Annotated in this window: 24 protein-coding genes; 11 read left to right on the top strand and 13 right to left on the bottom strand. The window is 73.9% G+C overall.

The features are described 5' to 3' along the window. Positions 1-43 precede the first annotated feature (43 nt). Both OTB16_RS22450 and uvrB read right to left on the bottom strand, forming a co-directional pair. On the bottom strand, positions 44-622 hold the full coding sequence (locus OTB16_RS22450; RefSeq protein ID WP_267722299.1) for a TerD family protein: 579 nt from the start codon (positions 620-622) through the stop codon (positions 44-46). 88 nt (positions 623-710) lie between these two features. Beyond that, positions 711-2,873: an excinuclease ABC subunit UvrB gene (gene uvrB / locus OTB16_RS22445; protein ID WP_267722298.1), complete on the bottom strand. Its 2,163-nt coding sequence runs from the start codon at positions 2,871-2,873 to the stop codon at positions 711-713. Between the two features lie 335 nt (positions 2,874-3,208). Here uvrB and OTB16_RS22440 point away from each other — a divergent pair, with 335 nt between their 5' ends. The 3 genes from OTB16_RS22440 to OTB16_RS22430 all read left to right on the top strand — a co-directional run bounded on the left by OTB16_RS22440 (position 3,209) and on the right by OTB16_RS22430 (position 6,268). After that, positions 3,209-4,132 carry a glycerophosphodiester phosphodiesterase gene (locus tag OTB16_RS22440; RefSeq protein ID WP_267722296.1) on the top strand — a complete coding sequence of 308 codons (924 nt, stop codon included), beginning with the start codon at positions 3,209-3,211 and terminating at the stop codon, positions 4,130-4,132. Positions 4,133-4,242: 110 nt separating this feature from the next. Continuing rightward, positions 4,243-4,806 (top strand): methylated-DNA--[protein]-cysteine S-methyltransferase, encoded by a 564-nt coding sequence (locus OTB16_RS22435; protein WP_267722496.1) that lies wholly within the window; start codon positions 4,243-4,245, stop codon positions 4,804-4,806. A gap of 106 nt (positions 4,807-4,912) precedes the next feature. Then, positions 4,913-6,268, top strand: a complete 1,356-nt coding sequence (locus OTB16_RS22430) for an MFS transporter (protein ID WP_267722494.1) — start codon at positions 4,913-4,915, stop codon at positions 6,266-6,268. Here the strand turns inward: OTB16_RS22430 and OTB16_RS22425 are convergent. Next, positions 6,258-6,680 carry a cupin domain-containing protein gene (locus OTB16_RS22425; RefSeq protein ID WP_267722295.1) on the bottom strand — a complete coding sequence of 141 codons (423 nt, stop codon included), beginning with the start codon at positions 6,678-6,680 and terminating at the stop codon, positions 6,258-6,260. The genes OTB16_RS22430 and OTB16_RS22425 overlap by 11 nt on opposite strands. 179 nt (positions 6,681-6,859) lie before the next feature. Here OTB16_RS22425 and OTB16_RS22420 point away from each other — a divergent pair, with 179 nt between their 5' ends. Together OTB16_RS22420 and OTB16_RS22415 are read left to right on the top strand one after the other, a co-directional pair. Further along, positions 6,860-7,792 carry a pseudouridine-5'-phosphate glycosidase gene (locus tag OTB16_RS22420; protein WP_267722293.1) on the top strand — a complete coding sequence of 311 codons (933 nt, stop codon included), beginning with the start codon at positions 6,860-6,862 and terminating at the stop codon, positions 7,790-7,792. Further along, positions 7,789-8,763, top strand: a complete 975-nt coding sequence (locus OTB16_RS22415; protein ID WP_267722292.1) for a carbohydrate kinase family protein — start codon at positions 7,789-7,791, stop codon at positions 8,761-8,763. Before OTB16_RS22420 ends, OTB16_RS22415 begins: the two co-directional genes overlap by 4 nt. Positions 8,764-8,787: 24 nt before the next feature. Here the strand turns inward: OTB16_RS22415 and OTB16_RS22410 are convergent, their stop codons facing one another. Continuing rightward, positions 8,788-9,459, bottom strand: a complete 672-nt coding sequence (locus OTB16_RS22410) for a nucleoside/nucleotide kinase family protein (protein WP_267722291.1) — start codon at positions 9,457-9,459, stop codon at positions 8,788-8,790. Positions 9,460-9,549: 90 nt separating this feature from the next. On the opposite strand from OTB16_RS22410, the gene OTB16_RS22405 reads away from it, so the two are divergent. Further along, positions 9,550-10,995 carry a WGR domain-containing protein gene (locus OTB16_RS22405; protein WP_267722290.1) on the top strand — a complete coding sequence of 482 codons (1,446 nt, stop codon included), beginning with the start codon at positions 9,550-9,552 and terminating at the stop codon, positions 10,993-10,995. Between the two features lie 196 nt (positions 10,996-11,191). On the opposite strand, the gene OTB16_RS22400 is transcribed toward OTB16_RS22405, so the two are convergent. Then, a complete protein-coding gene (locus OTB16_RS22400; protein ID WP_324290265.1) occupies positions 11,192-11,566 on the bottom strand; it encodes a cupin domain-containing protein in 375 nt (124 codons plus the stop codon). A gap of 140 nt (positions 11,567-11,706) precedes the next feature. Here OTB16_RS22400 and OTB16_RS22395 point away from each other — a divergent pair, with 140 nt between their 5' ends. Further along, positions 11,707-12,366 (top strand): DUF2293 domain-containing protein, encoded by a 660-nt coding sequence (locus OTB16_RS22395; RefSeq protein WP_267722289.1) that lies wholly within the window; start codon positions 11,707-11,709, stop codon positions 12,364-12,366. Here OTB16_RS22395 and OTB16_RS22390 read toward each other — a convergent pair. Next, entirely contained in the window at positions 12,359-13,078 is a 720-nt protein-coding gene (locus OTB16_RS22390) for a chaplin (RefSeq protein ID WP_267722288.1), read from the bottom strand. The two genes, OTB16_RS22395 and OTB16_RS22390, sit on opposite strands and share 8 nt — an antisense overlap. Before the next feature lie 126 nt (positions 13,079-13,204). Here OTB16_RS22390 and OTB16_RS22385 point away from each other — a divergent pair, with 126 nt between their 5' ends. After that, complete coding sequence (locus OTB16_RS22385) at positions 13,205-13,753, top strand: HAD domain-containing protein (RefSeq protein WP_267722287.1); 549 nt, start codon at positions 13,205-13,207, stop codon at positions 13,751-13,753. Here OTB16_RS22385 and OTB16_RS22380 read toward each other — a convergent pair. The 3 genes from OTB16_RS22380 to OTB16_RS22370 all read right to left on the bottom strand — a co-directional run bounded on the left by OTB16_RS22380 (position 13,734) and on the right by OTB16_RS22370 (position 19,673). Next, positions 13,734-14,939, bottom strand: coding sequence for an SWIM zinc finger family protein (locus tag OTB16_RS22380; protein WP_267722286.1), 1,206 nt, complete (start codon positions 14,937-14,939; stop codon positions 13,734-13,736). The two genes, OTB16_RS22385 and OTB16_RS22380, sit on opposite strands and share 20 nt — an antisense overlap. Further along, a complete protein-coding gene (locus OTB16_RS22375) occupies positions 14,936-17,737 on the bottom strand; it encodes a DEAD/DEAH box helicase (protein WP_267722493.1) in 2,802 nt (933 codons plus the stop codon). Before OTB16_RS22375 ends, OTB16_RS22380 begins: the two co-directional genes overlap by 4 nt. Positions 17,738-18,143: 406 nt before the next feature. Then, the gene (locus OTB16_RS22370) at positions 18,144-19,673 is read right to left on the bottom strand and encodes a helix-turn-helix domain-containing protein (RefSeq protein WP_267722285.1); all 1,530 of its coding nucleotides are present in this window, start codon (positions 19,671-19,673) and stop codon (positions 18,144-18,146) included. A gap of 196 nt (positions 19,674-19,869) precedes the next feature. Between OTB16_RS22370 and OTB16_RS22365 the strand changes: the two genes are divergently transcribed. Both OTB16_RS22365 and OTB16_RS22360 read left to right on the top strand, forming a co-directional pair. After that, on the top strand, positions 19,870-20,490 hold the full coding sequence (locus OTB16_RS22365) for a hypothetical protein (protein ID WP_267722284.1): 621 nt from the start codon (positions 19,870-19,872) through the stop codon (positions 20,488-20,490). Positions 20,491-20,570: 80 nt separating this feature from the next. Continuing rightward, positions 20,571-20,840, top strand: a complete 270-nt coding sequence (locus tag OTB16_RS22360) for a DUF6343 family protein (RefSeq protein WP_267722282.1) — start codon at positions 20,571-20,573, stop codon at positions 20,838-20,840. A 62-nt stretch (positions 20,841-20,902) separates the two neighbouring features. Here the strand turns inward: OTB16_RS22360 and OTB16_RS22355 are convergent, their stop codons facing one another. The 4 genes from OTB16_RS22355 to rpsA form a co-directional block, all read right to left on the bottom strand. Then, positions 20,903-21,313 (bottom strand): tetratricopeptide repeat protein, encoded by a 411-nt coding sequence (locus OTB16_RS22355; protein WP_267722281.1) that lies wholly within the window; start codon positions 21,311-21,313, stop codon positions 20,903-20,905. A 69-nt stretch (positions 21,314-21,382) separates the two neighbouring features. Beyond that, complete coding sequence (gene coaE, locus OTB16_RS22350) at positions 21,383-22,000, bottom strand: dephospho-CoA kinase (RefSeq protein ID WP_267722279.1); 618 nt, start codon at positions 21,998-22,000, stop codon at positions 21,383-21,385. Positions 22,001-22,105: 105 nt separating this feature from the next. Beyond that, on the bottom strand, positions 22,106-23,044 hold the full coding sequence (locus OTB16_RS22345) for a PAC2 family protein (RefSeq protein WP_267722278.1): 939 nt from the start codon (positions 23,042-23,044) through the stop codon (positions 22,106-22,108). 242 nt (positions 23,045-23,286) lie between these two features. Beyond that, positions 23,287-24,798, bottom strand: a complete 1,512-nt coding sequence (rpsA, locus tag OTB16_RS22340; protein ID WP_267722276.1) for a 30S ribosomal protein S1 — start codon at positions 24,796-24,798, stop codon at positions 23,287-23,289. Between the two features lie 351 nt (positions 24,799-25,149). On the opposite strand from rpsA, the gene OTB16_RS22335 reads away from it, so the two are divergent. Beyond that, a complete protein-coding gene (locus tag OTB16_RS22335) occupies positions 25,150-26,010 on the top strand; it encodes a class I SAM-dependent methyltransferase (RefSeq protein WP_267722275.1) in 861 nt (286 codons plus the stop codon).

Here is a 26,010-nt window from a genome sequence, read left to right as displayed (position 1 = left end):
CGTGCAGCCCCTCCCCCGTGCCTTCTTCTCTTGTCCGGTACTGCTACAGGTGCGGCAGGATCGACGGCATGAGGTCCTGGAAGGTGCGGCCGTTGGCCGGGTTCCCGAGGGCCGTCATCTGCCAGCCGGTGCCCACGCGGGACACCTTCGCCATGATCTGCGCGGTGTACTGGCCACCGCCGTCGAGGGTGTACCGGGCCATCTCCTGGCCGTTGGTCTCGTCGACGATGCGGCAGAACGCGTTCTGCACCTCCTGGAACGTCTGGCCGGTGAAGGAGTTCACCGTGAAGACGATCTGGTCGATGTGCACCGGCACGCGCTGCAGGTCGACGAGGATCGACTCGTCGTCCCCGCCCTGGCCGACGCCGCCGACGAGGTTGTCACCGGTGTGCCGGACCGAGCCGTCGTCGCTCTGCAGGTGCCGGAAGAAGACCACGTCCACCGGCTGCTTGTCGGCGAAGAGCACCGCCGACGCGTCCAGGTCGATCTCCCTGGTCCGCGAGCCGAACAGCCCGCGGCGCTTCGCCGCCTGCCAGCCGAGGCCCATGCGGACCGCGGTCAGCGTGCCCCCGTCCGCCTTCTGCAGATTGATGGCCTGACCCTTGGTCATGTTGACCGTCACTCGCTGTCCCCTCTCCATGGCCCGCCCCGACATCGGGCGCGCAACGTGTACCCGCGGCTGTGCACCAACCCTACTGACAGGGTCCGGGTCAGGCGAGGCCCGCTTCCTTCATCTGCCTCAGCTCCTTCTTCAGCTCGCCCACCTCGTCGCGGATCCGGGCGGCCACCTCGAATTGCAGCTCGGCCGCCGCACCGCGCATCCGCTCGGTCATCTGCTCGATGAGCGCGGCCAGTTCGGCGGCCGGGCGGTCGGTGAGCACCTCGCCGGACCGGGCTCCCCCGGCCCCCTTCGCACCCTTCGTCCCCTTGCCCGCCGCGGCCCGGCCGGCCTTCCCGCCGAGCGCCGGAACCGGCGCCTTGGCCCCCTTGGCGTCCTTCGCCTGCCGGTATCCGGTGCCGAGGAGCTCCTCGGTGTCCAGTTCCTCGCGGGCGATGGTGGCGACGATGTCGTTGATCTTCTTGCGCAGCGGCTGCGGGTCGATGCCGTGGGCCGTGTTGTAGGCGACCTGCTTCTCGCGGCGCCGGTTGGTCTCGTCGATCGCCTGCGCCATCGCCGGGGTGATGCTGTCCGCGTACATGTGGACCTGGCCGGACACGTTGCGCGCCGCGCGGCCGATGGTCTGGATCAGCGAGGTGCCCGAGCGCAGGAAGCCCTGCTTGTCGGCGTCGAGGATCGCCACGAGGGAGACCTCGGGCAGGTCCAGGCCCTCGCGGAGCAGGTTGATGCCGACCAGTACGTCGTACTCGCCGGCCCGCAGCTCGCGCAGCAGCTCGATGCGGCGCAGGGTGTCCACGTCGCTGTGCAGGTAGCGGACCTGGATGCCGAGCTCCAGGAAGTAGTCGGTGAGGTCCTCGGCCATCTTCTTGGTAAGGGTGGTCACCAGGACGCGCTCGTCCTTCTCGACCCGCAGGCGGATCTCGTGCACCAGGTCGTCGATCTGGCCCTCCGTGGGCTTGACGACGACCTCGGGGTCGATGAGGCCGGTGGGGCGGATGATCTGCTCGACGAATCCGTCGCCCCGAGAGAGCTCGTACTTGCCGGGGGTGGCCGACAGGTAGACGGTCTGGCCGATGCGCTCCTGGAACTCCTCCCACTTCAGCGGACGGTTGTCGAGCGCGGAGGGCAGCCGGAACCCGTGGTCGACCAGGGTCCGCTTGCGCGAGGCGTCCCCCTCGTACATCGCGCCGATCTGGGGGACCGTGACGTGCGACTCGTCGATGACGAGGAGGAAGTCCTCGGGGAAGTAGTCGATGAGGGTGTTGGGCGCCGTGCCGCGCTCGCGGTCGTCCATGTGCAGCGAGTAGTTCTCGATGCCGGAGCACGACCCGATCTGGCGCATCATCTCCAGGTCGTAGGTGGTGCGCATGCGCAGCCGCTGGGCCTCCAGCATCTTGCCCTGCTTCTCCAGCTCGGCGAGGCGCTCGGTCAGCTCGGCCTCGATGCCGCGGACCGCCTTCTCCATGCGCTCGGGGCCGGCGACGTAGTGGCTGGCGGGGAAGACGTACAGCTCCCGGTCCTCGCTGATGACCTCGCCCGTCAGCGGGTGCAGCGTGGACAGGGCCTCGATCTCGTCGCCGAACATCTCGATGCGGACGGCCAGTTCCTCGTAGACCGGGAAGATCTCGATGGTGTCGCCGCGCACCCGGAAGGTGCCGCGGGTGAAGGCCACGTCGTTGCGCGTGTACTGGATGTCGACGAAGCGGCGCAGCAGCTGGTCGCGGTCGAACTCCTCCCCCACCTTGAGGGAGACCATCCGGTCGACGTACTCCTGCGGGGTGCCAAGGCCGTAGATACAGGACACGGAGGCGACGACGATGACGTCGCGCCGGGTGAGGAGCGAGTTGGTCGCGGAGTGGCGCAGCCGCTCCACCTCCTCGTTGATCGAGGAGTCCTTCTCGATGTAGGTGTCCGACTGCGGTACGTAGGCCTCGGGCTGGTAGTAGTCGTAGTACGACACGAAGTACTCGACGGCGTTGTTCGGCAGGAGCTCGCGGAACTCGTTCGCCAGCTGGGCGGCGAGGGTCTTGTTCGGCGCCATGACCAGGGTGGGGCGCTGGAGCTTCTCGATCATCCACGCGGTGGTCGCCGACTTGCCGGTGCCGGTCGCGCCCAGCAGGACGACGTCCTTCTCACCTGCCCGGACGCGCTTCTCCAGCTCGGCGATGGCCGCCGGCTGGTCACCGCTGGGCTGGTAGGAGCTGACGACCTCGAAAGGCGCCACCGTGCGTTCGATCTTCGATACGGGCCGCATGGGTCAACCGTACGACCCACCACTGACACTCACGCAAAGGCGCGGGTCCGCGCGCTCCGGCGGGTCCGGCGGGTCCGGAAGGTCCACGCGGGCGTGTGCCGGTCTGCGCGGATACCGGCGGGTCTGCGGGTATGCGAGCCGGTCCGCGCTGACGCGTGCGGGTCCGCGCTGATGCGCGCGGGTCTGGTCCGTTTGTCGTAGTTCGGTGGCGGCCCGGTGATCTTCGACGCCATGATCGCCGTGAAAGAGATCTCCCTGAAGTGCACCGCCGCAACGTCTTCCGCTCCGCGCCCGTTTGAGCCAGGAGCAGGGTTCACGACCCGAGGAGAACGCACATGTACGTCGTCCGACCCGCCGCCGCGGCAGCCGCCGCCTTCCTGGGCTTCACCCTCACCGTGCTCGGCGGGACATCCTCCACCGCAGCCTCCCCCTCCCTCCCGTCCCGCCCGGCGGCTCCCCGAGCCGCCGCCGACGTGTTCGCGACCCCCGTGGTGTACGCCCACCGGGGGGCCTCGGCGTACGCGCCGGAGAACACCCTCGACGCCGTCGACCTGGCCATGCACCTGGGCTTCGACTGGGTCGAGAACGACGTGCAGCGCACCGGCGACGGCGAGCTGGTGGTGATCCACGACGACACCCTGGCCCGCACGACCGACGTCGAGGAGGTGTTCCCCGACCGCAGGCCGTGGCGGGTCAGGGACTTCACGGCGGCGGAGATCTCCCGGCTGGACGCCGGCAGCTGGTTCGGCGACGAGTTCGCGGGCGCCCGGGTTCCCACCCTGCGGCAGTACCTCGACCGGGTGCAGCGCAACCAGCAGCGGCTCCTGCTGGAGATCAAGAAGCCGGAGCTCTACCCCGGGATCGAGGCGGACACCCTGAAGGTGCTGGGCGCGGCCGGCTGGCTCGACGAGGGCCACGTCTCGCAGCGCCTGGTGGTGCAGAGCTTCAGCGCCGACAGCGTCCGCATGGTGCACGAGCTGCGGCCGGACCTCGTGACGGCCTTCCTCGGCACGCCTTCGGTGACGGACCTGCCGCTGTACGCGAAGTTCACCGACCGGATCAACCCGTGGCACACCACGATCTCGGCGGACTGGGTCGCGGCGGTGCACGGCCTGCTCGGCGCCCACGGCCGGACCATGGAGGTGGACACCTGGATCGTGGACGACGCCGCGACGGCCCGCAAGGTCCGGGACATGGGGGTGGACGGGATCATCACCAACGCGCCGGACGTGGTCCAGGACGCGGTCGACCTCTTCTGACCTGCTGGCCCGTCCGGGGCGTGGCGTGGCGTGGCAGGGGCAGGGTGGGCCCCGAGGCCGTCGCCGGGGTTGTCGGTGGCGCGACGTACGGTGAACGCGTGGACAGCACCGTGGACAGCACCGAGCGGCCCCGCGGGCCGCGCCTCGAATGGACCGTCGTCCCCAGCGACATCGGCCCCCTGCTCCTGGCCGCGACCCCGGAGGGGCTGGTCCGGGTCGAGTTCCACGCCGGGCCGGACCGGGTCGACGCGATGATCGGCCCGCTCGTCTCCCGGCTCGGCGGCGACGCGCGGCGTCCGGCGCCGGGCGCGGAAGTGCTGCTGGCGGAGCCGGTGCGCCAGCTCCGGGCGTACTTCTCCGGCGCCCTGCGGCGGTTCGCTCTGCCGCTGGACTGGCGGCTCAGCTCCGGTTTCAACCGGCAGGTGCTCCAGGAGCTGGACCGTTCCGTGCCGTACGGGGCGGTCGTCGGGTACGGGGAACTGGCTGCCCGGGCCGGCCAGCCCGGCGCCGCCCAGGCGGTGGGCAACGCCATGGGCTCGAACCCACTGCCGCTGGTGGTGGCCTGCCACCGGGTCGTGGAGAACGACGGGGGCATCGGGGGCTTCGGCGGCGGGGTGGAGACCAAGCGCCTGCTGCTCGCCCTGGAGGGCGTCCTGCCGCAGCCCCTGTTCTGACTTCTGTTCCGCGGCGGGGAGCGGGGTGCGAGACTGCCGCGGTGACCTCTACCGCCGCCGCCGCCGCCCGCGCCGCCGCCCCGCAGCCCTGCCCGGGGTGCGCTGCGTGACCTCCTCGCCCCGTACCGACCGGACGGCTCCGCCCGTCGCGCCTGCGGACCTCGTCCGGCTGCGGCGCCGCACCTCCGGGGTGCTGATCGCCGGCCAGGTGCTCGGCGGGCTCGGCGTGCCGATCAGCATCGCCCTGGCACCCGTCCTCGCCACCGAGGTCAGCGGGACCGAGGCCCTGTCCGGACTCGCCTCCACCGCCTCGGTGGTGGGCACCGCCTGCCTCTCGCTCCCCCTCGCCGCGCTGATGACCGCGCGCGGCCGCCGGCCCGGCCTGGTCCTCGCGTACGCGATCGGCGCGGCCGGCGCGGCCCTCGTCGTCCTCGCCGCCACCGTCCGGAACTTCCCCCTGCTGCTGCTCGGCATGGCCGCCTTCGGCGCCGCCTCCTCGGCCAACCTCCAGGCCCGGTTCGCCGCCGCCGACCTCGCGGCCCCGGACCGCCGGGCCCGGGCGATCTCGGTCGTCGTGTGGGCGTCCACCGTCGGCGCGGTGCTCGGGCCGAACCTGTCCGCCCCGGCCAGCCGCAGCTTCGCCGGTACCTCCATACCCGAGACGGCGGGGCCCTTCGTGTGGGCCGCCGTCGTCTTCCTGCTGACCGGCACGCTGATCGGCGTACTCCTGCGTCCGGACCCGCTGCTGACGGCCCGGGCACTGGCCGGGCCCGCGGAACAGACCCGGGAGGGCCGCTCGCTGCGCGCCGGGTTCGCCGCCGTCAGGGACTCGCCGCGGGCGCGGCTCGCCCTCCTCACCGTCACGGTGTCCCACACCACCATGGTCTCGATCATGATCATGACCCCGATGGACCTGGGTCATCACGGCGCCGGGCTGGAGCTCGTCGGGCTCGTGATCAGCGGTCACATCGCGGGCATGTTCGCCTTCTCCCCCGTGATGGGGTGGCTCGCGGACCGCCTCGGACGGCTGGCGGTGATCGGGCTGGCGGCCGGACTGCTGTCGGTCGCCGCGCTGCTCGCCGGAACGGCCGGGGCGAATCACGGCCAGAGCGCCCTCGGCCTGTTCCTGCTCGGCCTCGGCTGGTCCGCGGGGATGGTGGCCGGGTCCGCGCTGCTGACGGACTCGGTGCCGCAGCCGGCGCGGGCCGCCGCGCAGGGTCTGGGCGACCTCACGATGAACGCCGCCGCGGGCCTGGGCGGCGCGGCCGCCGGGCTGGTCATGGCGCAGGCGGGCTACGGCTGGCTGAACGCCGTAGGTGCCGCGCTGCTGCTGCCGATGGCGGCGCTCGCGCTGTTCACCGCGCGCCGCCACCCCGCGCCGGAGCAGGAGCCGGCCCCGGGATCCGCACCGGCGCCCCCGGCCCCCGCCCCGGCCCCGGCCCCGAAGGACGTCAGTAGCTGATGTGGTAGGCCTTGCGCAGCGTCTCGTGCACGGTCCAGGTCGTCCGGTCGCCCTCCCGGAGCACGCACGCGGAGCCCGGCCCGACCTCCAGGGTCCCGCCGCCCTCGACCTCGATGGTGGCGCGGCCGCTGACCACCACGAACAGCTCATTGGCCTCGGTGTCGGTGACCACGCCCGGGGTGATCTGCCAGATCCCGCGCACCTGCTTGCCGTCCGGCGACTCCCACAGCACCTTGCCGGTGACCACCGGCTCGCCCGAGACGATCTGGCCGGGGTCGAGGTCCTCGGTCTCCAGCTCGGCGTCGGGAACGTCCGGCAGGCTGACGGCGAAGGAGGCGGGCCCGGGGGCGGAGGGACCGGCGGAAGCGGGGTCGGCGGCGGGCGCGGAGGCGTGGTGGTCACTGGTGCTCATGGCGCGCCAGCCTAATCCGGCCCGCCCGCGCCGCGCGGTGGCCACAGCGTCCAGGAACGGCCCGGCTGACGAGTCATCCTGTCCAGCCCGGCCGCGGCAGGGGCGCTACTCGGACAGCTTGGGGACGGGAGGGGCGGGAGGGCGTTTGGGGGCGTGGGTCCCGTGCCATGGATGGGGACATGTCACAGCACACAGCATCTGAGGTCCCGGTCCTGTCGGCAGAGGTGCGCGAGGCCCTCGACCGGGGGCGGCCCGTCGTGGCACTGGAGTCGACGATCATCGCGCACGGCCTGCCCCGTCCCCGCAACCTGGCGGTGGGCGCCGAGCTGGAGGCGCTGGTCCGCGCGGAGGGCGCCGTTCCGGCGACGGTCGCGGTCGTGGACGGGGTGGCGTACGCGGGCCTCGACAAGGCGCAGCTGGAGCGGATCGCGGGGGGCGAGGGCGTGCGCAAGCTCGGCCACCGTGACCTGGCGCCCGCGCTCGCGACGGGCGCGACCGGCGCGACGACGGTGTCCGCGACGGCGTTCCTGGCCGCGCGGGCGGGGCTGCGGGTCTTCGCCACCGGCGGGCTGGGCGGCGTACACCGGGAGTGGGCGCGGACCCAGGACGAGTCGGCGGACCTCGCGCTGCTGGCCCGGACGCGGATCACGGTGGTGTGCGCGGGGGTGAAGTCGATCCTGGACGTACCGGGCACGCTCCAGCGGCTGGAAACCCTGGGGGTGTCGGTGCTCGGCTACGGGACGGACCGCTTCCCGGGGTTCTACCTGGCCGATTCCGGCGAGCCGGTGGACTGGACCGTGCACCGGCCGGAGGAAGTCGCCGCGGTGATGGCCGCGCAGGACGCCCTCGGCGGCCCGGAGTCCGCGCTGCTGGTGGCCCATCCGGTGGCGCGGGCGGAGCAGCTCGACCCGGAGCTGCACCACCGGGTGCTGGCGGAGGCGCTCGCCGAGTGCCGCGAGCGGGGGATCACGGGGCAGGCGGTGACGCCGTACCTCCTCGGTTTCCTGGTGAAGGCGACGGGCGGGGCCTCGCTGGAGGCGAACCTGGCGGCGGTACGGGGCAACGTGCGGCTCGGGGCCCGGATCGCGGGGGCCTGGGCGGCGCGGGCATGACGGGACGGCCGGCGGACGGCGGCGGGGGCACGACAGGGCCGGGGGCCGGTCGCGGCGCGGGCGGGACGGGAGCGGGCCGCGGGGCGCTGCTCGTCGTCGGGGACGTGGTGACCGACGTGGTGGCGGTCCACCCGGAGCCGCTGGCCCCGGGCACGGACACGGCCGCCCGCATCCGCACCCTCCCGGGCGGCGCGGGGGCCAACGCGGCCTGCTGGGCGGCCCGTACGGGGACCGCGGAGGTACGCCTCCTCGCGCGGGTCGGCGCCGAGTCGGCCCCGTGGCACGAGCGGGCGCTGCGGGACTCCGGGGTGCGGCCGCGGCTGGTGGTCGATCCGGCCGAGCCGACGGGGACGGTGGTCGCGCTGGTCGGCAAGGACGCGGAGCGGACGTTCCTGACCGACAGCGGCGCCTCGCTGCGGCTCTCCCCCGCCGACTGGGCGCCGGAACTGCTGGACGGGGTGGCCCACCTGCACCTGTCGGGCTACCTGTTCTTCGCCGGGAGCAGCCGGGAACTGGCCCTGGTGGCGCTGCGGGCGGCCGTGGCGCGGGGGGTGCCGGTGAGCGTGGACCCGGCCTCGGCGGGGTTCCTGGCGGCGCTGGGCCCGGGCCGCTTCCTCGACGCCGTGGCGGGGGCCGCCGTACTGCTGCCGAACGAGGACGAGGCGCGGCTGCTGGCCGGGCTGCCGGAACCGGCCGGGGTGGGCCGGGCGGCGGCGGCGCTGAGCCTGCGGGTGCCGCTGGTGGTGGTGACCCGGGGCGCGGCCGGTGCCCTGGTGGCCGAACGGGGGCGGATCACCGCGGAGGTCGAGGCGGCGCCGGCCGAGGCGGTGGACTCCACGGGCGCGGGCGACGCGTTCACGGGCGGCTTCCTCGCGGCGCGGCTCGGGGGCGCCGGCCCGGCGGAGGCCGCCCGCGCCGGCTGCCGGGCGGCGTCGGCGGCGGTCACCCGGCTGGGGGGCCGGCCGGGGTAGGGCGTCTCTTTCGGACCGTGCCGGTCAGGCACCGGCGCCGGTAGCGGTGTCGGCGCCGCGGATGCCGGTCCAGGCGGGGTGGCGGGGGTCGTCGGCGCGGACCACGGCGTCCGCGGCCGAAGCCGGGTCGGTGTCGGCCTCGTAGCGGGCGAAGGCGGGCAGGGTCCAGCGGTCCGGCTCCTCGGTGCGGCGGGCCAGCGCCCCGGGGGAGAGGCGGATGTGAACGCTCAGGTCGAAGGGGAACCAGTGGCCGAGCAGCAGCGGCCCGTGCACGATCACCACCGCGTCGGGCGGAAGGTGCGCGTACGGGCTGCGGGTGGCCCGGTCGGTGACGGGGTCCCAGAGATCGGGCAGCACCCGGCCGGTGCCCCCGGGGTCCGTCGGCCCGAACACCTCCCGCCACAGCGCGGCCGTGTCGTACCAGCCGCCGAGGTAGGAGTCCACGTCCTCGCGGCCGAACTCGTAGCGCAGGGAGGCCGGCCGCAGGAATCCCGCGACCGGGACCACCAGCACCGAACGGCCGCGCCGGCGCAGGGAGTCGGCGAGCGCCTCGGCGAGCACGCCGGTCCCGGCGGCGGGCGCCCCGTCAATGCCCGTCCGCTGCCGGCCACCCCCTTCCGGGGCGGCCGCGAGGTCGTCGAGGTGACCGGCGAGACGCTCGGCCATCCGCTGCCAGGTGATCGGTTCCAGCTGCACCGGCCCATTGTCAGTGGCGGCCCTTAGCTTTTTCACGAGGGATCACCGGCGGACAGGAGTCGGCGGCCCGACCTTGGGGAGGGGTCTGTCATGGCTCGGGAGACGACGTACCTGGAGCTGTCGCAGGAGGACGGCGCCGCGCACAAGTTCTACGAGGTGACGGTCGACGGCGCGGACGTCACCGTGCGGTACGGACGCATCGGTGCGGACGGACAGGTGCAGAGCTCCTCGTTCCCGACCGCCGAGAAGGCCCGGGCTGCCGCCGCGAAGAAGGTCGGGGAGAAGGTCCGCAAGGGGTACGCCACGGCCGTGCGCGGGCAGCGCACCGCCCGGTCGGTGACCCGCCGCCAGGTCACCTCGGCGCCGTCCACGGCGCGGTCGGTGGCCCCGGTCCTGTGGCGCTTCCGCACCGGCTCCTCGGCGTTCGGCATCCATGTGGACGAGGACCGCTGCTGGGTGGGCAACCAGGCGGGGGACGTCTACACGCTGAGCCACAGCGGCGAGGTGCTGGCCCGGTACTCGCTGCCGGACGGGGTGAAGTGCCTGGTGGCGGACGAGTTCTGGATCTACGCGGGCTGTGACGACGGCACGGTGTACGACCTGTCCTCGAAGGTGCCGTTCGGGGCGTACGACATCGCGGCGGACGTGGACATCTTCTGGCTCGACATCCGCGAGGGCGTGCTGAACGTGTCGGACCGCAGTGGCGGTCTGACGGTCATCGACCACGAGGACGAGTTCCAGTGGTCGCGGCGCTCGGGCGGCTCCAACGCCTGGATGGTCAGGGCCGACGAGCGGGGCGTCTACCACGGGCACAGCCGGGGCGTCACGGCCTACGCCGCCGACGGCGGGCGGGAGTTGTGGCACACCGACACGGGCGGCTCCGTACTGTTCGGCTGGCAGGAGGAGCACGCGGTGTACGCGGGCACCGGGCGGCACGCGGTGAAGCGGCTGTCGAAGGCCACCGGCGCGGTGGAGGCCACGTACCTGTGCGACGCGGCCGTGTACTCGTGCGCGACCTCACCGGACGGCAGGCACGTCTTCGCCGGCGACTACTCCTCGTCGGTGTACTGCTTCGACGCGGACGGGCGGCGGCTGTGGAAGCTGGGCACCGGGTGCGGGTCCGCACTGTCCATGCAGTACCTGGACGGCCGGCTGTACCTGGTCACCACGGACGGTTCGCTGGTCTGCGTCGACGCGAGCGAGCAGGCGATCGCGGCCGCCCAGCAGGGATCCGTTCCGGCGGCGATGGACGTGAAGTCGGCGGCGGCGCTGCCCGTGTACACCCCGGCCGCGTCGGCCTCGGCGGTGGCGACGGTCTCGGTGGCCGCGGCTCCGGCGGGCGGTGTGGTGGTGGAGTGCATCCAGCAGGGCGGCCGGACACGGGTGCAGGTGGTGTCGGGCGGCTTCGAGCCCTCGTGGAACGTGCAGTTCCCGCGCGGGATACGGGAGGCGGGCGCCCGGTACGTGGTGGACGGGCTGCACCCGGCCTCGGGGGGCTTCTACCGGGTGCGCGGGGAGATTCGCCGCCTGGTGTGAGGACCCGGGCACCCGGCGGCGGACCACGGCGCGGGGCACCGCGCGTGGTCGCCGCGCCCCGACCGCGCGTGGTCGCCGCGCCCCGACCAGCCAACGGCGCGTACCAGCGCGGCCGGACCCCGGCGCGTACCCGCGGCGGCCGGACCACGGCGCTTACTGGCCGCGCCCGTTCACGGCGCCGGATCATCGCGCCCGCTCACGGCGCGTGTTCGCGGCACACCGCCCGCGTGGCACCGGGCGGGGCGGGCGTGGCTATGGCGAAGGGGGTTCCCGCAGCCGTACGGAGCCCGGGGGTCACGTAGAGCACGACCGGCTCGCCGCCCAGGTTGTGGCCGAGGTGGACGTGGTCGGCTCCCGCCGGTTCCACGAAGGCGGATCCGGCCCGGTGCACCACGACCGAGCGGTCGTGCAGGACCCGGGTCAGCGTCCCCGCCCGTACGACGGCGTTCAACGGGACCCGGTGGTAGTGCCAGCCCGTGCAGCCGCCCGGCGCGATGACCACCTCCCGCCCGGCCGGCTCCGGGGCGACGCGCGCCCCCGCGGACCGTACCGTCGTCTGCCGCCCGCCCATGTGTCCTCCCCGGTGGACCGGTCCCGGCCCACTCGCCTCCACCGTAGGAGGACCTCACCACATCCCCAAGGAATCGATGAAACATCAACCTCCCTGCCACACGGGGTGATACAGGGCCCGCACGGCGGTATCACACCTGTATGAGCCCGGTGGTGTTCGAGTCCCTGAAACAGATCAACTGCGCCGAGTGCCGGCAGGGCCCGCTCCGGCACCTCGTCCGCGAGTGCGGCGTGCCGCGCTGCCTGGACTGCGCCGACCTGGGGCACCTGGTCTTCCTCCCGCGGGGGGACGCGGCGCTCACCCGGCGTTCCCGGGAGGCGAGTTCACTCTCCGCCGTCGTCGTCCGCTTCGACAGGCGCCGGCGGCGCTACGAGCGCCGTGGCCTCCTCGTCGAGGACGCGGCCTTGGCCCGTGCGGAACGCGCCTGCCTCGCGGACGCCGAGGCACGGGCCCGCCGCCGGGAGCGCGACCGGCTGCGCCGCGCGGCCGAGGACGTCCGGTTCACGGCCGCCTTCGCCGCGGAGATACGGCGGCTGTTCCCCGGCTGCCCGGCCGACCGGACGCACGCCATCGCCGCCCACGCCTCGGTGCGGGGCAGCGGCCGGGTGGGGCGCAGCGCGGCGGGCCGGGCGCTCGACGAACCGGCCGTCTCGGCCGCGGTCCGCGCGGCGGTGCGGCACGTCGACACCGAGTACGACGCCCTGCTGATGGCGGGGGTCCCCCGGTTCGCGGCCCGCGCCCGGCTGGCCGCGCGGATCGACGCGGTCCTCGACGGCTGGCGTACGGCCGAGGTCAGTTGAGGCGGAACCGGCGGTAGAGCAGCACCCCGCCCAGCAGCAGCGCGCCCCCGCCGGGCAGCAGGTAGCCGACGCCGTCCGCCCCGGTGTGCGCGAGCGCCTCGCCGGGCCGCGGCTCCGCGGGCTGGGGCGGCAGGCTCTGGGTCTGCGGCGCCGGCGGCGTCACCGGCGGCTTCACGACGGGCGGCTGGACGGGCGGCTGGACGGGCTTGGGACCGCTGGGCGTCTCGCCGTTGACGGAGGTGTTGCCGTTCGAGGTGTTCCCGATGCCGACGACGTTGACGGAGTTGCCGCTGACGTTGAGCGGCAACTCGATCGGCAGCTGGAGCCCGTTGCCGGACAGCACCCCGGGCGAATCCTTTCCGCGCCCATCGGCGACCGCCCCGCCACCGTGACCCGCGGTGCCCGGTCCGGAGTTCGAGGCGTGCCCGGACCGCGGCCCCGGATGGTCCCGTCCCCCTCCTGGCACCTCGTTGGCACATCGGTTCCCCGTGGCCGAGTTGAGCACGCCGACCACGCTGACGGTATTGCCGCACAGGTTCACCGGTGCGTTCACGGGAAGTTGCACCAGGTTCCCGGAGAGCAGCCCCGGGGAGCGCTCGGCCTTACCCGCCGCGTCCGCATCAGCGTGGGCCAGGCCACCCACACCCGCGACCGCCAGCCCACCTCCCGCGACAACCGCCGCGATCAAGCCATTTCGTCGACTGTGACGCATCAGTTTCCCTGCCTTCCGGAGGAGTTCACGGGCATCGCGCCCGTACCGGAACAACGCCCTGAACCCATTCGGGTTATAGAGCCGGTAGGCATTTCACCCCATCGTGTACTGGGTAGTGCCTACTTCATGACTGATCGCCCGCTGCTCCTCCTCGACGTCGACGGCCCCCTCAACCCGTTCCGGTCGCGTCTCGCGGGTCTGCGCGGCTACGCGGGCCACCGGATGCGCCCGACCATCTGGATGTCCCGCCGGAACCCGGCCTCCCGCAGTGCCCGCCGGGGTCTCAAGGTGCGTCTCCACCCCGCCCACGGCGCGCGGCTGACAGCCCTGCCGTACGAACTCGCCTGGGCCACCACCTGGATGCACCAGGCCAACACGATGATCGCGCCGCACATCGGGCTTCCCGGCGACCTTCCCGTGATCGAGTGGCCGGAGCTGTTCACTCCGGACCCCGACGGTCTCTCCTGGAAGACCCGCGCCCTCGTCGACTGGGCGGCCGGCCGGCCCTTCGCATGGGTCGACGACATGATCACCCCCCTCGACCGTGCCTGGGTCGCCGCCCACCACCCGGCCCCGGCCCTCCTCCTGCGCGTCCACCCGCGCCACGGCCTGCGCGACCGCGACTTCTCGGCCCTGACCCGCTGGGCGGCGGACCTCAGCCCAGCAGGGAGGTGACCGGGTCCGGTGAGGGGCGGCCCGTGGGCCACCAGTCCTCCGTGTCCGGGCGGGACTCGTAGGCGTACCAGACGCCGTCGCGGCCCAGGCGGAGCTGGCGCGTGCCGGACGTGAGGCGGTTGCGGTCGGGGCGGAAGGAGCCCGGGGCCGCGGCGAGGAGCGCCGGCCGGGCCCGGTCGAAGGGGCCGGCCGGGGGATCCCAGGGCTCCTCCAGGGCGGCGAGCGCGGCCCGGCCGCCCTGTCGCCAGGCCGCCGCCGCCCGGGCGAGGTCGGTGGTGGTGCGGCCGGTGGCGCGGGCCAGGTCGCGGTACAGGGTGCGGGCCGCGCCGGTCAGCCCGGCGGTGGGGTGCGCGGAGGCCAGCCGGACGGCGTCCTCCCACAGGCCGAGGCCGGCGATGGGGTCCTCGCCGGTGGTGAGGAGGGCCAGGGCACGGGCGGCCGCGTCGGAGGCGAGCTGGTCCAGGGCCAGCGGGTCGGGGGCCGCCGGGTCGGCGGGGTAGGCGGGCGGGATTCCCGTCACGGCGGGCACGGCCGAGGGCGCCGGCAGCGGCGGCAGGCCGCGGCGGGCCAGCGCGTCACGGGCGGGCACGCCGGGGAAGTCCGGGGCGGTGCCGGGCTGTTCACGGGCGGCGTGGGCGGCGTTGCGGCGGGTCAGCTCGTCCAGGAGCTCCCGTTCGCCGCGGCCGCGCAGGAGCAGCAGGACGAAGGGGTCCTCGTCGAGGAGCCGGGCCGCCCGGTAGCAGAGGGCCGCCGCGTGCTTGCACGGCGGGCGCGCGACGTCCGGGCAGGAGCAGCGCGGGGAGAGTTCGCCCGCACCGGGCAGGACCGTCCCGGCGAGGCTCTGCGGGACCTCCCGCTCCAGCAGGGCGGCGAGCGCGGCGGGGTCGGCGGCGACCGCCTCCAGGAGCTCGCTCCACTCCGCGTCCGCGAAGGCGGGCAGGGCCAGTTCGGTGCGGTACGGGCGGGCCCGGCTCCCCCGTACGTACGCCACGATCCGGCCGGGGGTGACGGTGACCGCGTCGACGTGGCCCTCGGCGGCGTACGTACGGCCCCGGGCCAGGCGGGCCGCGTCGCGGGAGGTCTCCTCCAGCGAGGTCACCCAGGCCCGGCCCCACCAGCTGGCCGCCTCCGTCCCCGCGGGCAGGGTCTCGAAGGTGCGGCGGCGGTCGTCCCGCGCGGTGATCACGCGGGCCTGCGCAGGGAGACGAGGTCCGCCAGCTCGCGGTCGGTCAGCTCGGTCAGCGCCGCCTCGCCGGAGCCGAGGACGGCGTCGGCCAGGGCCCGCTTCGCTTCCAGCATCTCGGCGATCCGGTCCTCGACGGTGCCCTCGGCGATGATCCGGTGGACTTGTACGGGCTGGGTCTGGCCGATCCGGTAGGCGCGGTCGGTGGCCTGTTCCTCGACGGCCGGGTTCCACCAGCGGTCGTAGTGGATGACGTGTCCGGCGCGGGTCAGGTTCAGGCCGGTGCCCGCCGCCTTGAGGGACAGCAGGAAGACCGGGACCTCGCCGTCCTGGAAGCGGTCGACGAGCTCCTCACGGCGCGGCACCGGCGTCCCGCCGTGCAGCAGCTGGTGGGAGATCCCGCGGTCCGACAGGTGGCGCTCGATGAGGCGGGCCATGGTCACGTACTGGGTGAAGACCAGCACCGAGCCGCCCTCGGCGAGGATCGTGTCCAGCAGCTCGTCGAGCAGGGCGAGCTTGCCCGAGCGGTGCGGGATCCGGGGCCGGTCCTCCTTCAGGTACTGCGCGGGGTGGTTGCAGATCTGCTTGAGCGAGGCCAGCAGCTTCATGATCATGCCGCGTCGCTCGATGCCCTCGCTGGATCCGATGACGGCCATCGCCTCGTCCACCGCCGCCTGGTAGAGCGAGGCCTGCTCGCGGGTGAGCGAGACCGGGTGGTCGGTCTCCGTCTTCGGCGGCAGCTCGGGCGCGATCCCGGGGTCGGACTTCTTGCGGCGCAGCAGGAACGGCCGGACGAGCGCGGCGAGCCGGGCGACCGCCGCCTCGTTCCCGCCGTCTTCTTCCTGCTGGTGCTCGACGGGGCGGGCGTGGCGGGCCCGGAAGGTGGTGAGCGGTCCCAGCAGCCCGGGTGTGGTCCAGTCGAGCAGGGCCCACAGCTCGGAGAGGTTGTTCTCCACCGGAGTGCCGGTGAGTGCCACCCGGGCGGGCGCCGGGATCGTCCGCAGGGCCTTGGCGGTCGCCGAGTGGGGGTTCTTGACGTGCTGGGCCTCGTCGGCGACGACCATGCCCCAGCGCTGCTCGGCGAGGAGGGGGGCACTGGCCCGCATCGTCCCGTACGTGGTGAGGACGAACCCGCCGGCGCCGGACTCCGGGCCGTCGAGGCTGCGGCTGCCGCCGTGGAAGCGGCGCACGGGCGTGCCGGGCGCGAACCTCTCGATCTCCCGCTGCCAGTTGCCCAGCAGGGACGCGGGGCAGACCACGAGCGTCGGCTCGGGGCGGTCCCGGTGCAGGTGCAGGGCGATCAGCGTGACGGTCTTGCCGAGCCCCATGTCGTCGGCGAGGCACCCGCCGAGGCCGAGGGAGGTCATCAGGTCCAGCCAGGCCAGGCCGCGCGCCTGGTAGTCGCGCAGGGTGGCCTTGAGCGCGGCCGGCTGCGGGAGCGGGGCCAGCTCGGCCGTCAGCCGCTCCCGCAGGGCGGCCAGCGCCCCGACGGGAACCACCTCGACCGGCTCTCCGGCGATCTCGGCCGTGCCGGAGAGCGCGGCGGCCAGGGCGTCCACCGGGTCCAGCAGGCCCAGTTCCCGCTTGCGGGCCTTGCGCACCAGCTCGGGGTCGACCCGCACCCACTGGTCCCGCAGCCGCACCACGGGCCGGTGGGCCGTGGAGAGGGCGTCCATCTCGCCCGGGGTCAGCCGGTCGCCGCCCAGCGCCAGCTCCCAGGAGAAGGCGAAGAGGTGCTCGGCGTCGAAGAAGGCGGTGCCGTCGGTGGCGGAGCCGGGCGCCGTGGACCGTACGACGGCGGTCGCCGACAGCGTACGGGCCAGCTCGCGCGGCCAGTGGACCAGGACGCCGGCGGCCGCCAGCCGGGTCGCGGCGGCGCCCAGCAGGTCCTCCAGCTCCGGGTCCGAGAGGGCGAGCGCGTCGGGCGCGGGCTGGTCCAGCAGCCGCAGCAGCGGCGGCCACACCCGCGCGGCCCGGCGCAGCGCGAGCACGGCGTCGATCCGGGCCCGGGGGCCGAACCCGGCCGCGGCGGCGCCCGCCCACAGCGCCGCGGCGTCGGTGACCAGGGTGGGGTCGGCGAGGCTGTGCACCTGGACCACGGCGGCGCCCGCCCGCCGGGTGTCCTCTTCCTCGGCCTCGTCGAAGAGGCGGAAGGAGGACAGGTCGAGCCGCAGCGAGATCCCGACGCCCGTGTCGGAACCGGCGGCGACCTGGGCGGCCCAGTCCTGTATCCCGGGCACCCGCTGCGGCTCCCGGGCGGCGAACGGCCGCCCGGCGGCCACGCCCGCGGCGGGCGTCCGGGGCAGGCCGTCGGCCACGGCGTCGAGGAACGCGCGGACCAGCGCCTCCGGCTCGGGCAGCTGGAGCGGGCGGCGGCCGGCCAGCGGGGTCGCGTACCCCTCGTGCGGCAGCGCGGCGGCGACCGCCCGGAGGTGGTCGACGTCGGCCGCTTCGAGCGGACCGGCACGCCACGCGTCGATCCCCTCGGGGGTCAGGCCGGGGAGCAGGCGGCCGCGGGCGGCCAGCGTGAGCGCCTGGACGGCGGCGGTGCCCCAGGCGCGGGTGGCGGGATGCGCGGCGGGGCTGCGGGGCGCCCGTACAAGCAGGGGCAGGGCGACGGTGACGGAGAGGCTCACGGAGGGCACGGTCCGGCTGCGCGCCCCCGAGCCGGACGGGCGCACGACGGTGAGCGGGGCCGGCCGGCCCACCTCGGGCAGGTCGTCCCCGTCGGGCGCCCAGAAGGCCACACGGCCCTCACGGGGTACGGCGGCGGGCAGGAAGACGGCGGCATGGCGCAGCAGCGCAAGCGCGGCGTCGGCGGGCTGCGGCTGCTCCGACGCGCGCGACGGCTGCCCGTGCGGCTGCGGCCGCTGTGGTGACCGCGGCCGCTGTGGTGACCGCGGCTGCTGTGGTGACCGCGGCCACGGCTGTCGCGGCTGCGCTTGCGGCGGCTCCGATGTCGCCCTCACCGCGTCCCCCTCCCTCCCCGTCGATACGGATCCGAGTCGGATCCGAGACGGATCCCCACGAGGTCCCGATACGGGTCTCCTGTGCCGCCGAGTCTAGGCGTGCCCACTGACAACGCCGCTGACCTGCACGTACCTCGGAGCCGGGGCCGGGGCTGGGACCGGGGTGGCTTGGCCAGGACCGGGACCGGGACCGGGACCGGGGCGGCGTAGCCAGGACCAGGACCGGCGAGTGGCGGGGTCAGCGTGCCCAGCGGCCCTGGTCCGACGCGTACCCGTACACCGGGCGCCCCGTCGCGGCGGCGGTGCGCAGCGGGCGGCCGTTGTCGTCGATGCGCAGGCTGCCGGAACCGGACGGTCCGGTGTAGCGCAGGTCGAGGTACCAGTCGCAGTCGCAGCCCGTGGTGGCGGCCTTGACCCGCAGGACCACCGGCTCGGCGGCCGAGACGCGCATCGGGAACGCGGGCGCCGGGATCCTGCCCTCGGAGTCGCCCCCGTCGACGGGCCGGACCACGGGGCGCGGCGCGTCCAGGTTGACGGCGTAGACGGCGGGGGTGAGCGCCCCGCCGCAGCCCGGCGACATCTGGTAGACGTTCCAGGCCGGCGGGGTGCGGCGCGCCGTGACCCGTACGTCCAGGCCCTCCAGGACCACCGCGCCCGCACCCGCGCCGTGCACGGTGACCTCCAGGATCTGCTGCCCGGCGTGTACGGCCCGCTGCGCGGAGGCCCAGGCGGGCGCGTCCGCCTCCACGGGCGGCGGGGGCACCGCGGCGGGACCGCGCCCGGTCAGGTAGGCGTGGTCGCATCCCGCCGCCCAGACGTGCGACCGGACCGCGGCCCTGACCGGCACCGCCGGGCCCTGCGCCGGACCCGGACCCGTGGCCGGGGCCGCCGAGGCACCCGGCGGCTGCCCCGGCGCCGACGCGGACGGCGCTCCCGGGGCCGATGCCGCTCCCGATGCCGCCGCCGAGTCCGAGGGCGGCGGCGAGGGCACCGCGGAACCCGGCGCCGTGGCCGTCGCGCCGGGCGGCGCCGAAACCGGAGCCGGGGCAGCGGACTCCGACGGACCCGCGGCGGTCCCGGCCGGCCGCACGGGCCGTTCCGGACCGGCGGCGGCCAGCACCGCCACGGCGACGACGCCCGCGGTCACCCCGGCGGCAGTGACCGCGGCCGCCCGGCGCCGGTACCAGGGGAGCCGGACGACCGGCTCCGGCGCTACGAGGTCCACCACATCGGCCAGGCCAAGCTCCGCACCGGCCCCGCCCCCACCAGCGGCGGGTGCCGGTGCGGGGGCACCCGGATCCGCATCCGCATCCGCATCCCGGGCAGACTCCCGCGCGACATCGCCCGCAGGCGGCGGCACGACGGCCACCGCTCCGCCGTCCACCGCTCCCCCGGCCTCCGAGGCGGCCCCGGGCTCCGCGGCCGCCTCGGCCCCCTCGACCGGAACCGGCACCGGCACCGCTCCCGCCCCGAGAGCCCCCGCCCGTCGACGCGCGTCCGCCAGCAGCCACGCCCGGTGCAGGTCCACCGCCTCCCCCTGCGAGGCCCCGCAGACCCGCGCGAAGCGGTCCACCACCGCGAACTCCGTCGGCACCGCCTCCCCGTTGCAGTAGCGGTGCAGGGTCGAGGTGCTCGTGTGGAGCTTGCGCGCCAGCGCCCCGTAGCTCAGACCCGCGCGCTCCTTCAACTCCCGCATCAGCCGCGCGAACCGCTCCGACTCGCCCGACCCCGTACCCGAACCCGTCCCCATGCCCGTTCCCGTCCCCATGTCCCTGTCCCCACCCACGCCCACGGCGTTCCCCCGTCCCACGACGCCGTTCCATGCAGCGGGTGTTCCCCCAGGTGACAGCACGTACGGCCGTTCCAGTGTCCCGAATCCCCCGCGATCCGTCGCCCGACACCCCGCACCGGGGCAGGGTTGTCCCCGTACCGCAACGCACCGACACCAACGGGGAGATCCACCCATGTTCCGTCGTTCAGGCGCCTCCGCCACCCTCTCCACCGCGCTCTTCGCGGCGGCCGCCGCGCTCGTCCTCACCGCCTCGTCCACGGCCACGGCGGCGGTCACCGCCCCCGGGTTCATCAGCGGCACCGACCTGCCGCCGCACGCCAGCTCGCCCTGGTACGCCGGCAAGGTCACCAAGGGGCTGCCCGAGACCGCACCGTTCTGCCTCGAGGGTGCTCTCCCGGCGGTCGGCAGCTGGCACCGCTCGTTCGGCACCGATGTCGACGCCGGCGCCGTGCAGGTCTCCGTACGGGCCGCCTCGGACGCCGCGGCGGTCAAGCTCGCCGCCGCCCTGAAGCGCAAGGTCGCGGCCTGCGCCTCCGACTGGCTGCGCACCATGCCGGGCGGCACCGCCTCCTGGCAGGACTACGGGAAGCTCTCCGTCGAGGAGGGCGCCCACGTCTACGGCGTGCACACCTCGATCCCCGAGTCCGAGCCGGGCGTGGCCCTCTTCGGCATCGGGCGGGACGGCTCCACCGTGACGGTCGTCAAGTGGAGCCAGATGGGATACCTGACCGACGCCCCGGTTCCGGCCTTCAAGAAGACCACCACCAAGGCCGTGAACAAGCTCAACCCCTGATCCCCGGGTGCCCGGGTCCTGATCCCGGGTCCCGGAGCCCCCCGCCGCGGCCGCCCCGGTGGGACCATGGAACCGAGGCGATGAGCATGCGTCGTACGGGAAACGAGCCGGTGACCGCCCGCAGTCCGCTGCGGCTGAGGTTCTGGCTGAGCCTGTGGGGACTGGCCTGGGCCGCCGCCGGGACGGCCCTGTTCGCGCTGGCAGGCCGCCCCGGGTGGGCGGCGGCCTGCGGGGTGATCGCGCTGCTGGCGGCCGTGGACCTCGCCGTGGTGGTCCGCCACATCCGCCAGGGGCCGCACTACCAGCCCGGACGGGACGTCCCGCCGTACGAGCCGCCACCCGGCCCGTGAGGCCCGTACGCACGAGCACCGGGCACCAGGCACCGAGCACCGCGGCCCGCCCGGACCGCGGCTCAGTCCTCGAAGCGGGCCGCCGCCAGGTAGTCCGGCCGGGGGTCGAGGGCCGCCGCGAGCCGGAAGTGCTTGCGGGCCTGCTGGGGGCGGCCGGAGCGCTCGTACGTACGGGCCAGCGCGAAGTGGGCGAAGGCGTTGTCCGGTTCCCGCTCCAGGACCAGTTCGAACTCGAGCTCCGCCGGGCGCAGTTGGGCGGACGCGAAGAAGGCCCGGGCGCGCAGCAGCCGAGCCGCGGTGTTCTCCGGGTGGGCGGCTATGACGGAGTCGAGCAGCTTGACCGCGCCGCGCGGGTCACGTGCGGCGAGCAGCTGCTCGGCGGCCCGGTAGTCGATGACGTGCGTCTCCGGGCTGGCCGCGCCGGACGACGAGGACGACGAGGACGAGGACGACGGCGGCGTGGTGTCGGACACGATCTGTTCCTTCCCTCTGCGGGCGCCTTCGACGCTTCCGCCCTTGGATCGCGCTCTTCCCCAGGTGCCTCAGGTTCCGGAGACGGACCGCTCCGCCGCCCGCGCCGTGAGTTCTTCCCAGACCTTGCGCACCTGCGGTTCGAGGGCCTCCAGCGGCCCGTCGTTGTCGATGACGAGCGTCGCCACCGCCAACCGCTGTTCCCGCGTGGCCTGCGCGGCCATCCGGGCCCGCGCCTCCTCCTCCGCCATCGCGCGCAGCGCGACGAGCCGGGTGAGCTGGGTCTGCGGGGAGGCGTCCACCACGACCACCAGGTCGTAGAGCGGGGCCAGGCCGTTCTCCGTGAGCAGCGGTACGTCGTGCACGACGATCGCGTCGGCCCCCGCGGCGGCTTCCAGCTCGGCGGACCGGGCCCCGACCAGCGGGTGCACGATCGCGTTCAGCGTCCGCAGCTTCTCCGGGTCGGCGAAGACGATCGATCCGAGCCGCGGCCGGTCGAGCGTCCCCTCCGCGGTCAGCACCGCCTCGCCGAACGCCGCCACGACGGCGGCGAGCCCGGGTGTTCCGGGCTCGACCACCTCCCGCGCGATGCGGTCGGCGTCCACGACGACCGCCCCGTACCCCGCCAGCAGCCGCGAGACCTCGCTCTTGCCGGCGCCGATTCCGCCCGTCAGTCCTACTTTCAGCATGCCCAGCAGCCTAGGGGGTGCCCCCGTGGCCACCACAGCCCCCTGCACCTCCGCGGTCACCCCGCCGGCTCCCCAGCGGCTCCCCAGCCGGGGTCGGTTCCGGCGTCAGTTCTCACCCTCGCGTTCCGCCAGGAACTTCTCGAACTCCCGCCCGATCTCGTCGGCCGACGGGATCTCTGCGGGCTCGGCGATCATGTTGCCCCGGGTCTCGGCCCCGGCGGCCGCGTCGAACTGGTGCTCCAACCCCTGGACCAGGGCGACCAGCTCCTCGTCGCCCTCCCGGATCTGCCGGTCGATCTCGGTCTGCGTACGGTGCGCCTCGGTCCGCAGCGCGTGCGCCACCGCCGGCAGCACCAGCCCGGTGGCCGCGGTGATCGCCTCCAGCACCGTCAGCGCGGCGTCCGGGTACGCGGAACGCGCCACGTAGTGCGGTACGTGCGCGGCGACGCCCAGCACGTCGTGCCCGGCCTGCCCCAGCCGGAACTCGACCAGCGACTCGGCGCTCCCGGGCACCTGGGCCTCGTCGAAGGGGCTGCGGTGCCCCGGCATGAGGTCGGTCCGGTTGCCGTGCGGGGTGATGCCCACCGGGCGCGTGTGCGGGACGCCCATGGGGATGCCGTGGAAGTTGACCGAGAGGCGGACGCCGAGGCGCTCGACGATCTGCCGGACGGCGAGCGCGAAGCGCTCCCATTCCACGTCCGGCTCGGGGCCGGAGAACAGCAGGAAGGGCGCTCCCGTGGCGTCCTGGACGAGCCGGACCTCCAGCTGGGGCTCCTCGAACTCGGTCCAGTGGTCGCGCTGGAACGTCAGCAGCGGGCGCCGGGCCCGGTAGTCCACCAGCCGGTCGGCGTCGAAGCGGGCCACGACCTGGTGGGGCAGCGTGTCGAGGAGACGCTCGACGATCTGCTCCCCGGCCTCACCCGCGTCGATGTACCCCTCGAAGTGGTACAGCATGACCAGCCCGGCCGAGTCCTGGGTGAGAGCCAGGTCGGCCACCGCCAGGCCCTTGGCATCCCATTCGTACAGACCTTGTGGATCAAGCACCGTCACCACTCCTCCTCGCCTCGTTCTCTGGAAGAACGTCCAAACGCGCGCCGCCATTCCCCAGTTGACGCCCTTCACGAGAACGCGACGGATCATCCGGCCGCCGGCCGCCCCGACTCGGCGATCGGCCACCGCGGCCGGGACAGCGGTAAGGCCCGCCCCCCTGAGGGGACGGGCCTTGCCTTTCAACTCTGTTCAGCTCTGCTCGACATGCTCACACCGGGGTGCGAAGCGTGCTGCGATCAGCTCTGGCCGCCGGCCAGCTTCTCGCGGAGCGCGGCGAGGGCCTCGTCCGACGCCAGGGCGCCAGAGGTCTCGTCCGACTCCGAGGAGTACGAACCGCCCGAGATGCCCGCGGAGACGTTGCCGCCACTCGCGGCCGGAGCGGCAGCGCCCTCGGCAGCGGCGGCCTCGTCGGCCTCGCGGCTCTTGATGACCTGAGCCTGGTGCTGCTCGAAGCGCTGCTGCGCCTCGGCGTACTGGGTCTCCCAGGTCTCGCGCTGCTTGTCGAAGCCCTCGAGCCAGTCGTTGGTCTCGGGGTCGAAGCCCTCGGGGTAGATGTAGTTCCCCTGGTCGTCGTACGACGCGGCCATGCCGTACAGGGTCGGGTCGAACTCGACCGACGCCGCGTCGGCACCGAAGGACTCGTTGGCCTGCTTCAGCGACAGCGAGATCCGGCGACGCTCAAGGTCGATGTCGATGACCTTGACGAAGATCTCGTCGTTGACCTGGACGACCTGCTCCGGGATCTCCACGTGGCGCTCGGCCAGCTCGGAGATGTGGACCAGACCCTCGATGCCCTCGTCCACGCGGACGAACGCACCGAACGGAACCAGCTTGGTGACCTTACCCGGGACGACCTGACCGATCTGGTGCGTCCGGGCGAACTGCTGCCACGGGTCTTCCTGCGTCGCCTTCAGCGACAGGGAGACACGCTCGCGGTCCATGTCGACGTCGAGGACCTCGACGGTGACTTCCTGGCCGACCTCGACAACCTCGGACGGGTGGTCGATGTGCTTCCAGGACAGCTCGGAGACGTGCACGAGACCGTCGACGCCGCCCAGGTCCACGAAGGCACCGAAGTTGACGATCGAGGAAACGACGCCGGAGCGGACCTGACCCTTCTGCAGGGTGGTGAGGAACGTCTGGCGAACCTCGGACTGGGTCTGCTCGAGCCAGGCGCGGCGGGACAGGACCACGTTGTTGCGGTTCTTGTCCAGCTCGATGATCTTCGCCTCGAGCTCCTTGCCCACGTAGGGCTGGAGGTCGCGGACGCGACGCATCTCGACGAGAGAGGCCGGCAGGAAGCCGCGGAGGCCGATGTCGAGGATGAGACCACCCTTGACGACCTCGATGACGGTACCGGTGACGATGCCGTCTTCTTCCTTGATCTTCTCGATGGTGCCCCAGGCACGCTCGTACTGAGCGCGCTTCTTCGAGAGGATCAGGCGGCCTTCCTTGTCCTCCTTCTGGAGAACCAGGGCCTCAATCTCGTCGCCGACCTTGACGACGTCGTTCGGGTCGACGTCGTGCTTGATCGACAGCTCGCGGCTCGGGATGACACCTTCGGTCTTGTAACCGATGTCGAGGAGAACCTCGTCCCGGTCAACCTTGACGATGACGCCATCGACGATGTCGCCATCGTTGAAGTACTTGATCGTCGCGTCGATCGCCGCGAGGAACGCGTCCGCGTCGCCGATGTCGTTGACCGCAACCTGCGGAGTGGTGGCGGTGGTCTCGGTGCTGCTCGTCATGTGGGAAAGGGCTCCGGTTACGGACAGAAAGTCGTAGGTACTGCTACGCCGGGAGCCCTTATCGGCATCTGTCGAAGCCGGACAGCCAAGGAGACCCCCGTTCCGCAGATGCGGAGGGGCCTCGAAAACCGAGGTGACCTCAACAAATACAAGCGCAGCCTGCTAGGTCTGAGGAGCACAGGCTCGCAGCGCAACTTGTAGCATACGGGGGCAGCCGGACAGGGTCAATGCGCGAAGGCGCACACCACGGGCGGATCGCCGCATTACCGGCACAATTCGTAGGCGGGGACGCCCCAATGGGACGTCCCTGCCGGATTCCGCAGACATTCGCAGACTACGACGACGGGCCCCATGAACCAAGAGGACTACGCCCACGAAGACGCCCGCGGAGCCGATCAGGGCCCCGAGGACGACGCCGAGGCCACGCGGCGTGACGCCGGGGAAGCGGAGAGCAGCCGAGCGGCCCGAGGCTGGTGGGACCGCAACGCGGACGACTACCAGAACGAGCACGGCTCGTTCCTCGGTGACGACCGGTTCGTCTGGGGTCCCGAGGGGCTCGACGAGGCCGAGGCCGCCCTCCTCGGTCCCGCCGAGTCCCTCAAGGGCAAGGACGTCCTGGAGATCGGCGCCGGCGCCGCGCAGTGCTCGCGCTGGCTGGCCGCCCGGGGCGCCCGTCCGGTCGCCCTCGACCTCTCCCACCGCCAGCTCCAGCACGCGCTGCGCATCGGCGGCTCCGACGTGCCGGCGGTCCGGCTCGTCGAGGCCGACGCCGGCCGGCTGCCCTTCCGGGACGCCTCCTTCGACCTGGCCTGCTCCGCGTACGGCGCCGTCCCCTTCGTCGCCGATCCGGTGAACGTGATGCGCGAGGTCCGCCGCGTCCTGCGGCCCGGCGGCCGCTGGGTCTTCTCCGTCACCCACCCCCTGCGCTGGGCCTTCCCCGACGAGCCGGGTCCGGAGGGGCTGTCCGTCTCCGCGTCCTACTTCGACCGGACCCCGTACGTCGAGCAGGACGAGGAGGGCCGCGCCGTCTACGTGGAGCACCACCGCACGGTCGGCGACCGCGTGCGCGACGTCGTCGCCGGCGGCTTCCGCCTGGTCGACCTGGTCGAGCCGGAGTGGCCCGCCTGGAACAGCCAGGAGTGGGGCGGCTGGTCCCCGCTGCGCGGCAACCTGATCCCCGGCACCGCGATCTTCGTCTGCGAGCGCGACTGA

Origin of the sequence: Streptomyces antarcticus (assembly GCF_026627255.1) — a bacterium.
In the GTDB taxonomy this organism is placed as follows: Bacteria; Actinomycetota; Actinomycetes; order Streptomycetales; family Streptomycetaceae; genus Streptomyces; species Streptomyces antarcticus.
The sequence above is the reverse complement of the archived record's forward strand: the minus strand, read 5'-3'. Positions and strand labels throughout refer to the sequence as shown.

Bases quoted from the DNA above. Each gene is read 5' to 3' on its own strand.
- uvrB (WP_267722298.1), bottom strand. From the start codon at position 2,873: ATGCGGCCCGTATCGAAGATCGAACGCACGGTGGCGCCTTTCGAGGTC.
- OTB16_RS22440 (WP_267722296.1), top strand. From the start codon at position 3,209: ATGTACGTCGTCCGACCCGCCGCCGCGGCAGCCGCCGCCTTCCTGGGC.
- OTB16_RS22425 (WP_267722295.1), bottom strand. From the start codon at position 6,680: ATGAGCACCAGTGACCACCACGCCTCCGCGCCCGCCGCCGACCCCGCT.
- OTB16_RS22420 (WP_267722293.1), top strand. From the start codon at position 6,860: ATGTCACAGCACACAGCATCTGAGGTCCCGGTCCTGTCGGCAGAGGTG.
- OTB16_RS22415 (WP_267722292.1), top strand. From the start codon at position 7,789: ATGACGGGACGGCCGGCGGACGGCGGCGGGGGCACGACAGGGCCGGGG.
- OTB16_RS22405 (WP_267722290.1), top strand. From the start codon at position 9,550: ATGGCTCGGGAGACGACGTACCTGGAGCTGTCGCAGGAGGACGGCGCC.
- OTB16_RS22400 (WP_324290265.1), bottom strand. From the start codon at position 11,566: ATGGGCGGGCGGCAGACGACGGTACGGTCCGCGGGGGCGCGCGTCGCC.
- OTB16_RS22395 (WP_267722289.1), top strand. From the start codon at position 11,707: ATGAGCCCGGTGGTGTTCGAGTCCCTGAAACAGATCAACTGCGCCGAG.
- OTB16_RS22390 (WP_267722288.1), bottom strand. From the start codon at position 13,078: ATGCGTCACAGTCGACGAAATGGCTTGATCGCGGCGGTTGTCGCGGGA.
- OTB16_RS22385 (WP_267722287.1), top strand. From the start codon at position 13,205: ATGACTGATCGCCCGCTGCTCCTCCTCGACGTCGACGGCCCCCTCAAC.
- OTB16_RS22370 (WP_267722285.1), bottom strand. From the start codon at position 19,673: ATGGGGACGGGAACGGGCATGGGGACGGGTTCGGGTACGGGGTCGGGC.
- OTB16_RS22365 (WP_267722284.1), top strand. From the start codon at position 19,870: ATGTTCCGTCGTTCAGGCGCCTCCGCCACCCTCTCCACCGCGCTCTTC.
- OTB16_RS22360 (WP_267722282.1), top strand. From the start codon at position 20,571: ATGAGCATGCGTCGTACGGGAAACGAGCCGGTGACCGCCCGCAGTCCG.
- coaE (WP_267722279.1), bottom strand. From the start codon at position 22,000: ATGCTGAAAGTAGGACTGACGGGCGGAATCGGCGCCGGCAAGAGCGAG.
- rpsA (WP_267722276.1), bottom strand. From the start codon at position 24,798: ATGACGAGCAGCACCGAGACCACCGCCACCACTCCGCAGGTTGCGGTC.
- OTB16_RS22335 (WP_267722275.1), top strand. From the start codon at position 25,150: ATGAACCAAGAGGACTACGCCCACGAAGACGCCCGCGGAGCCGATCAG.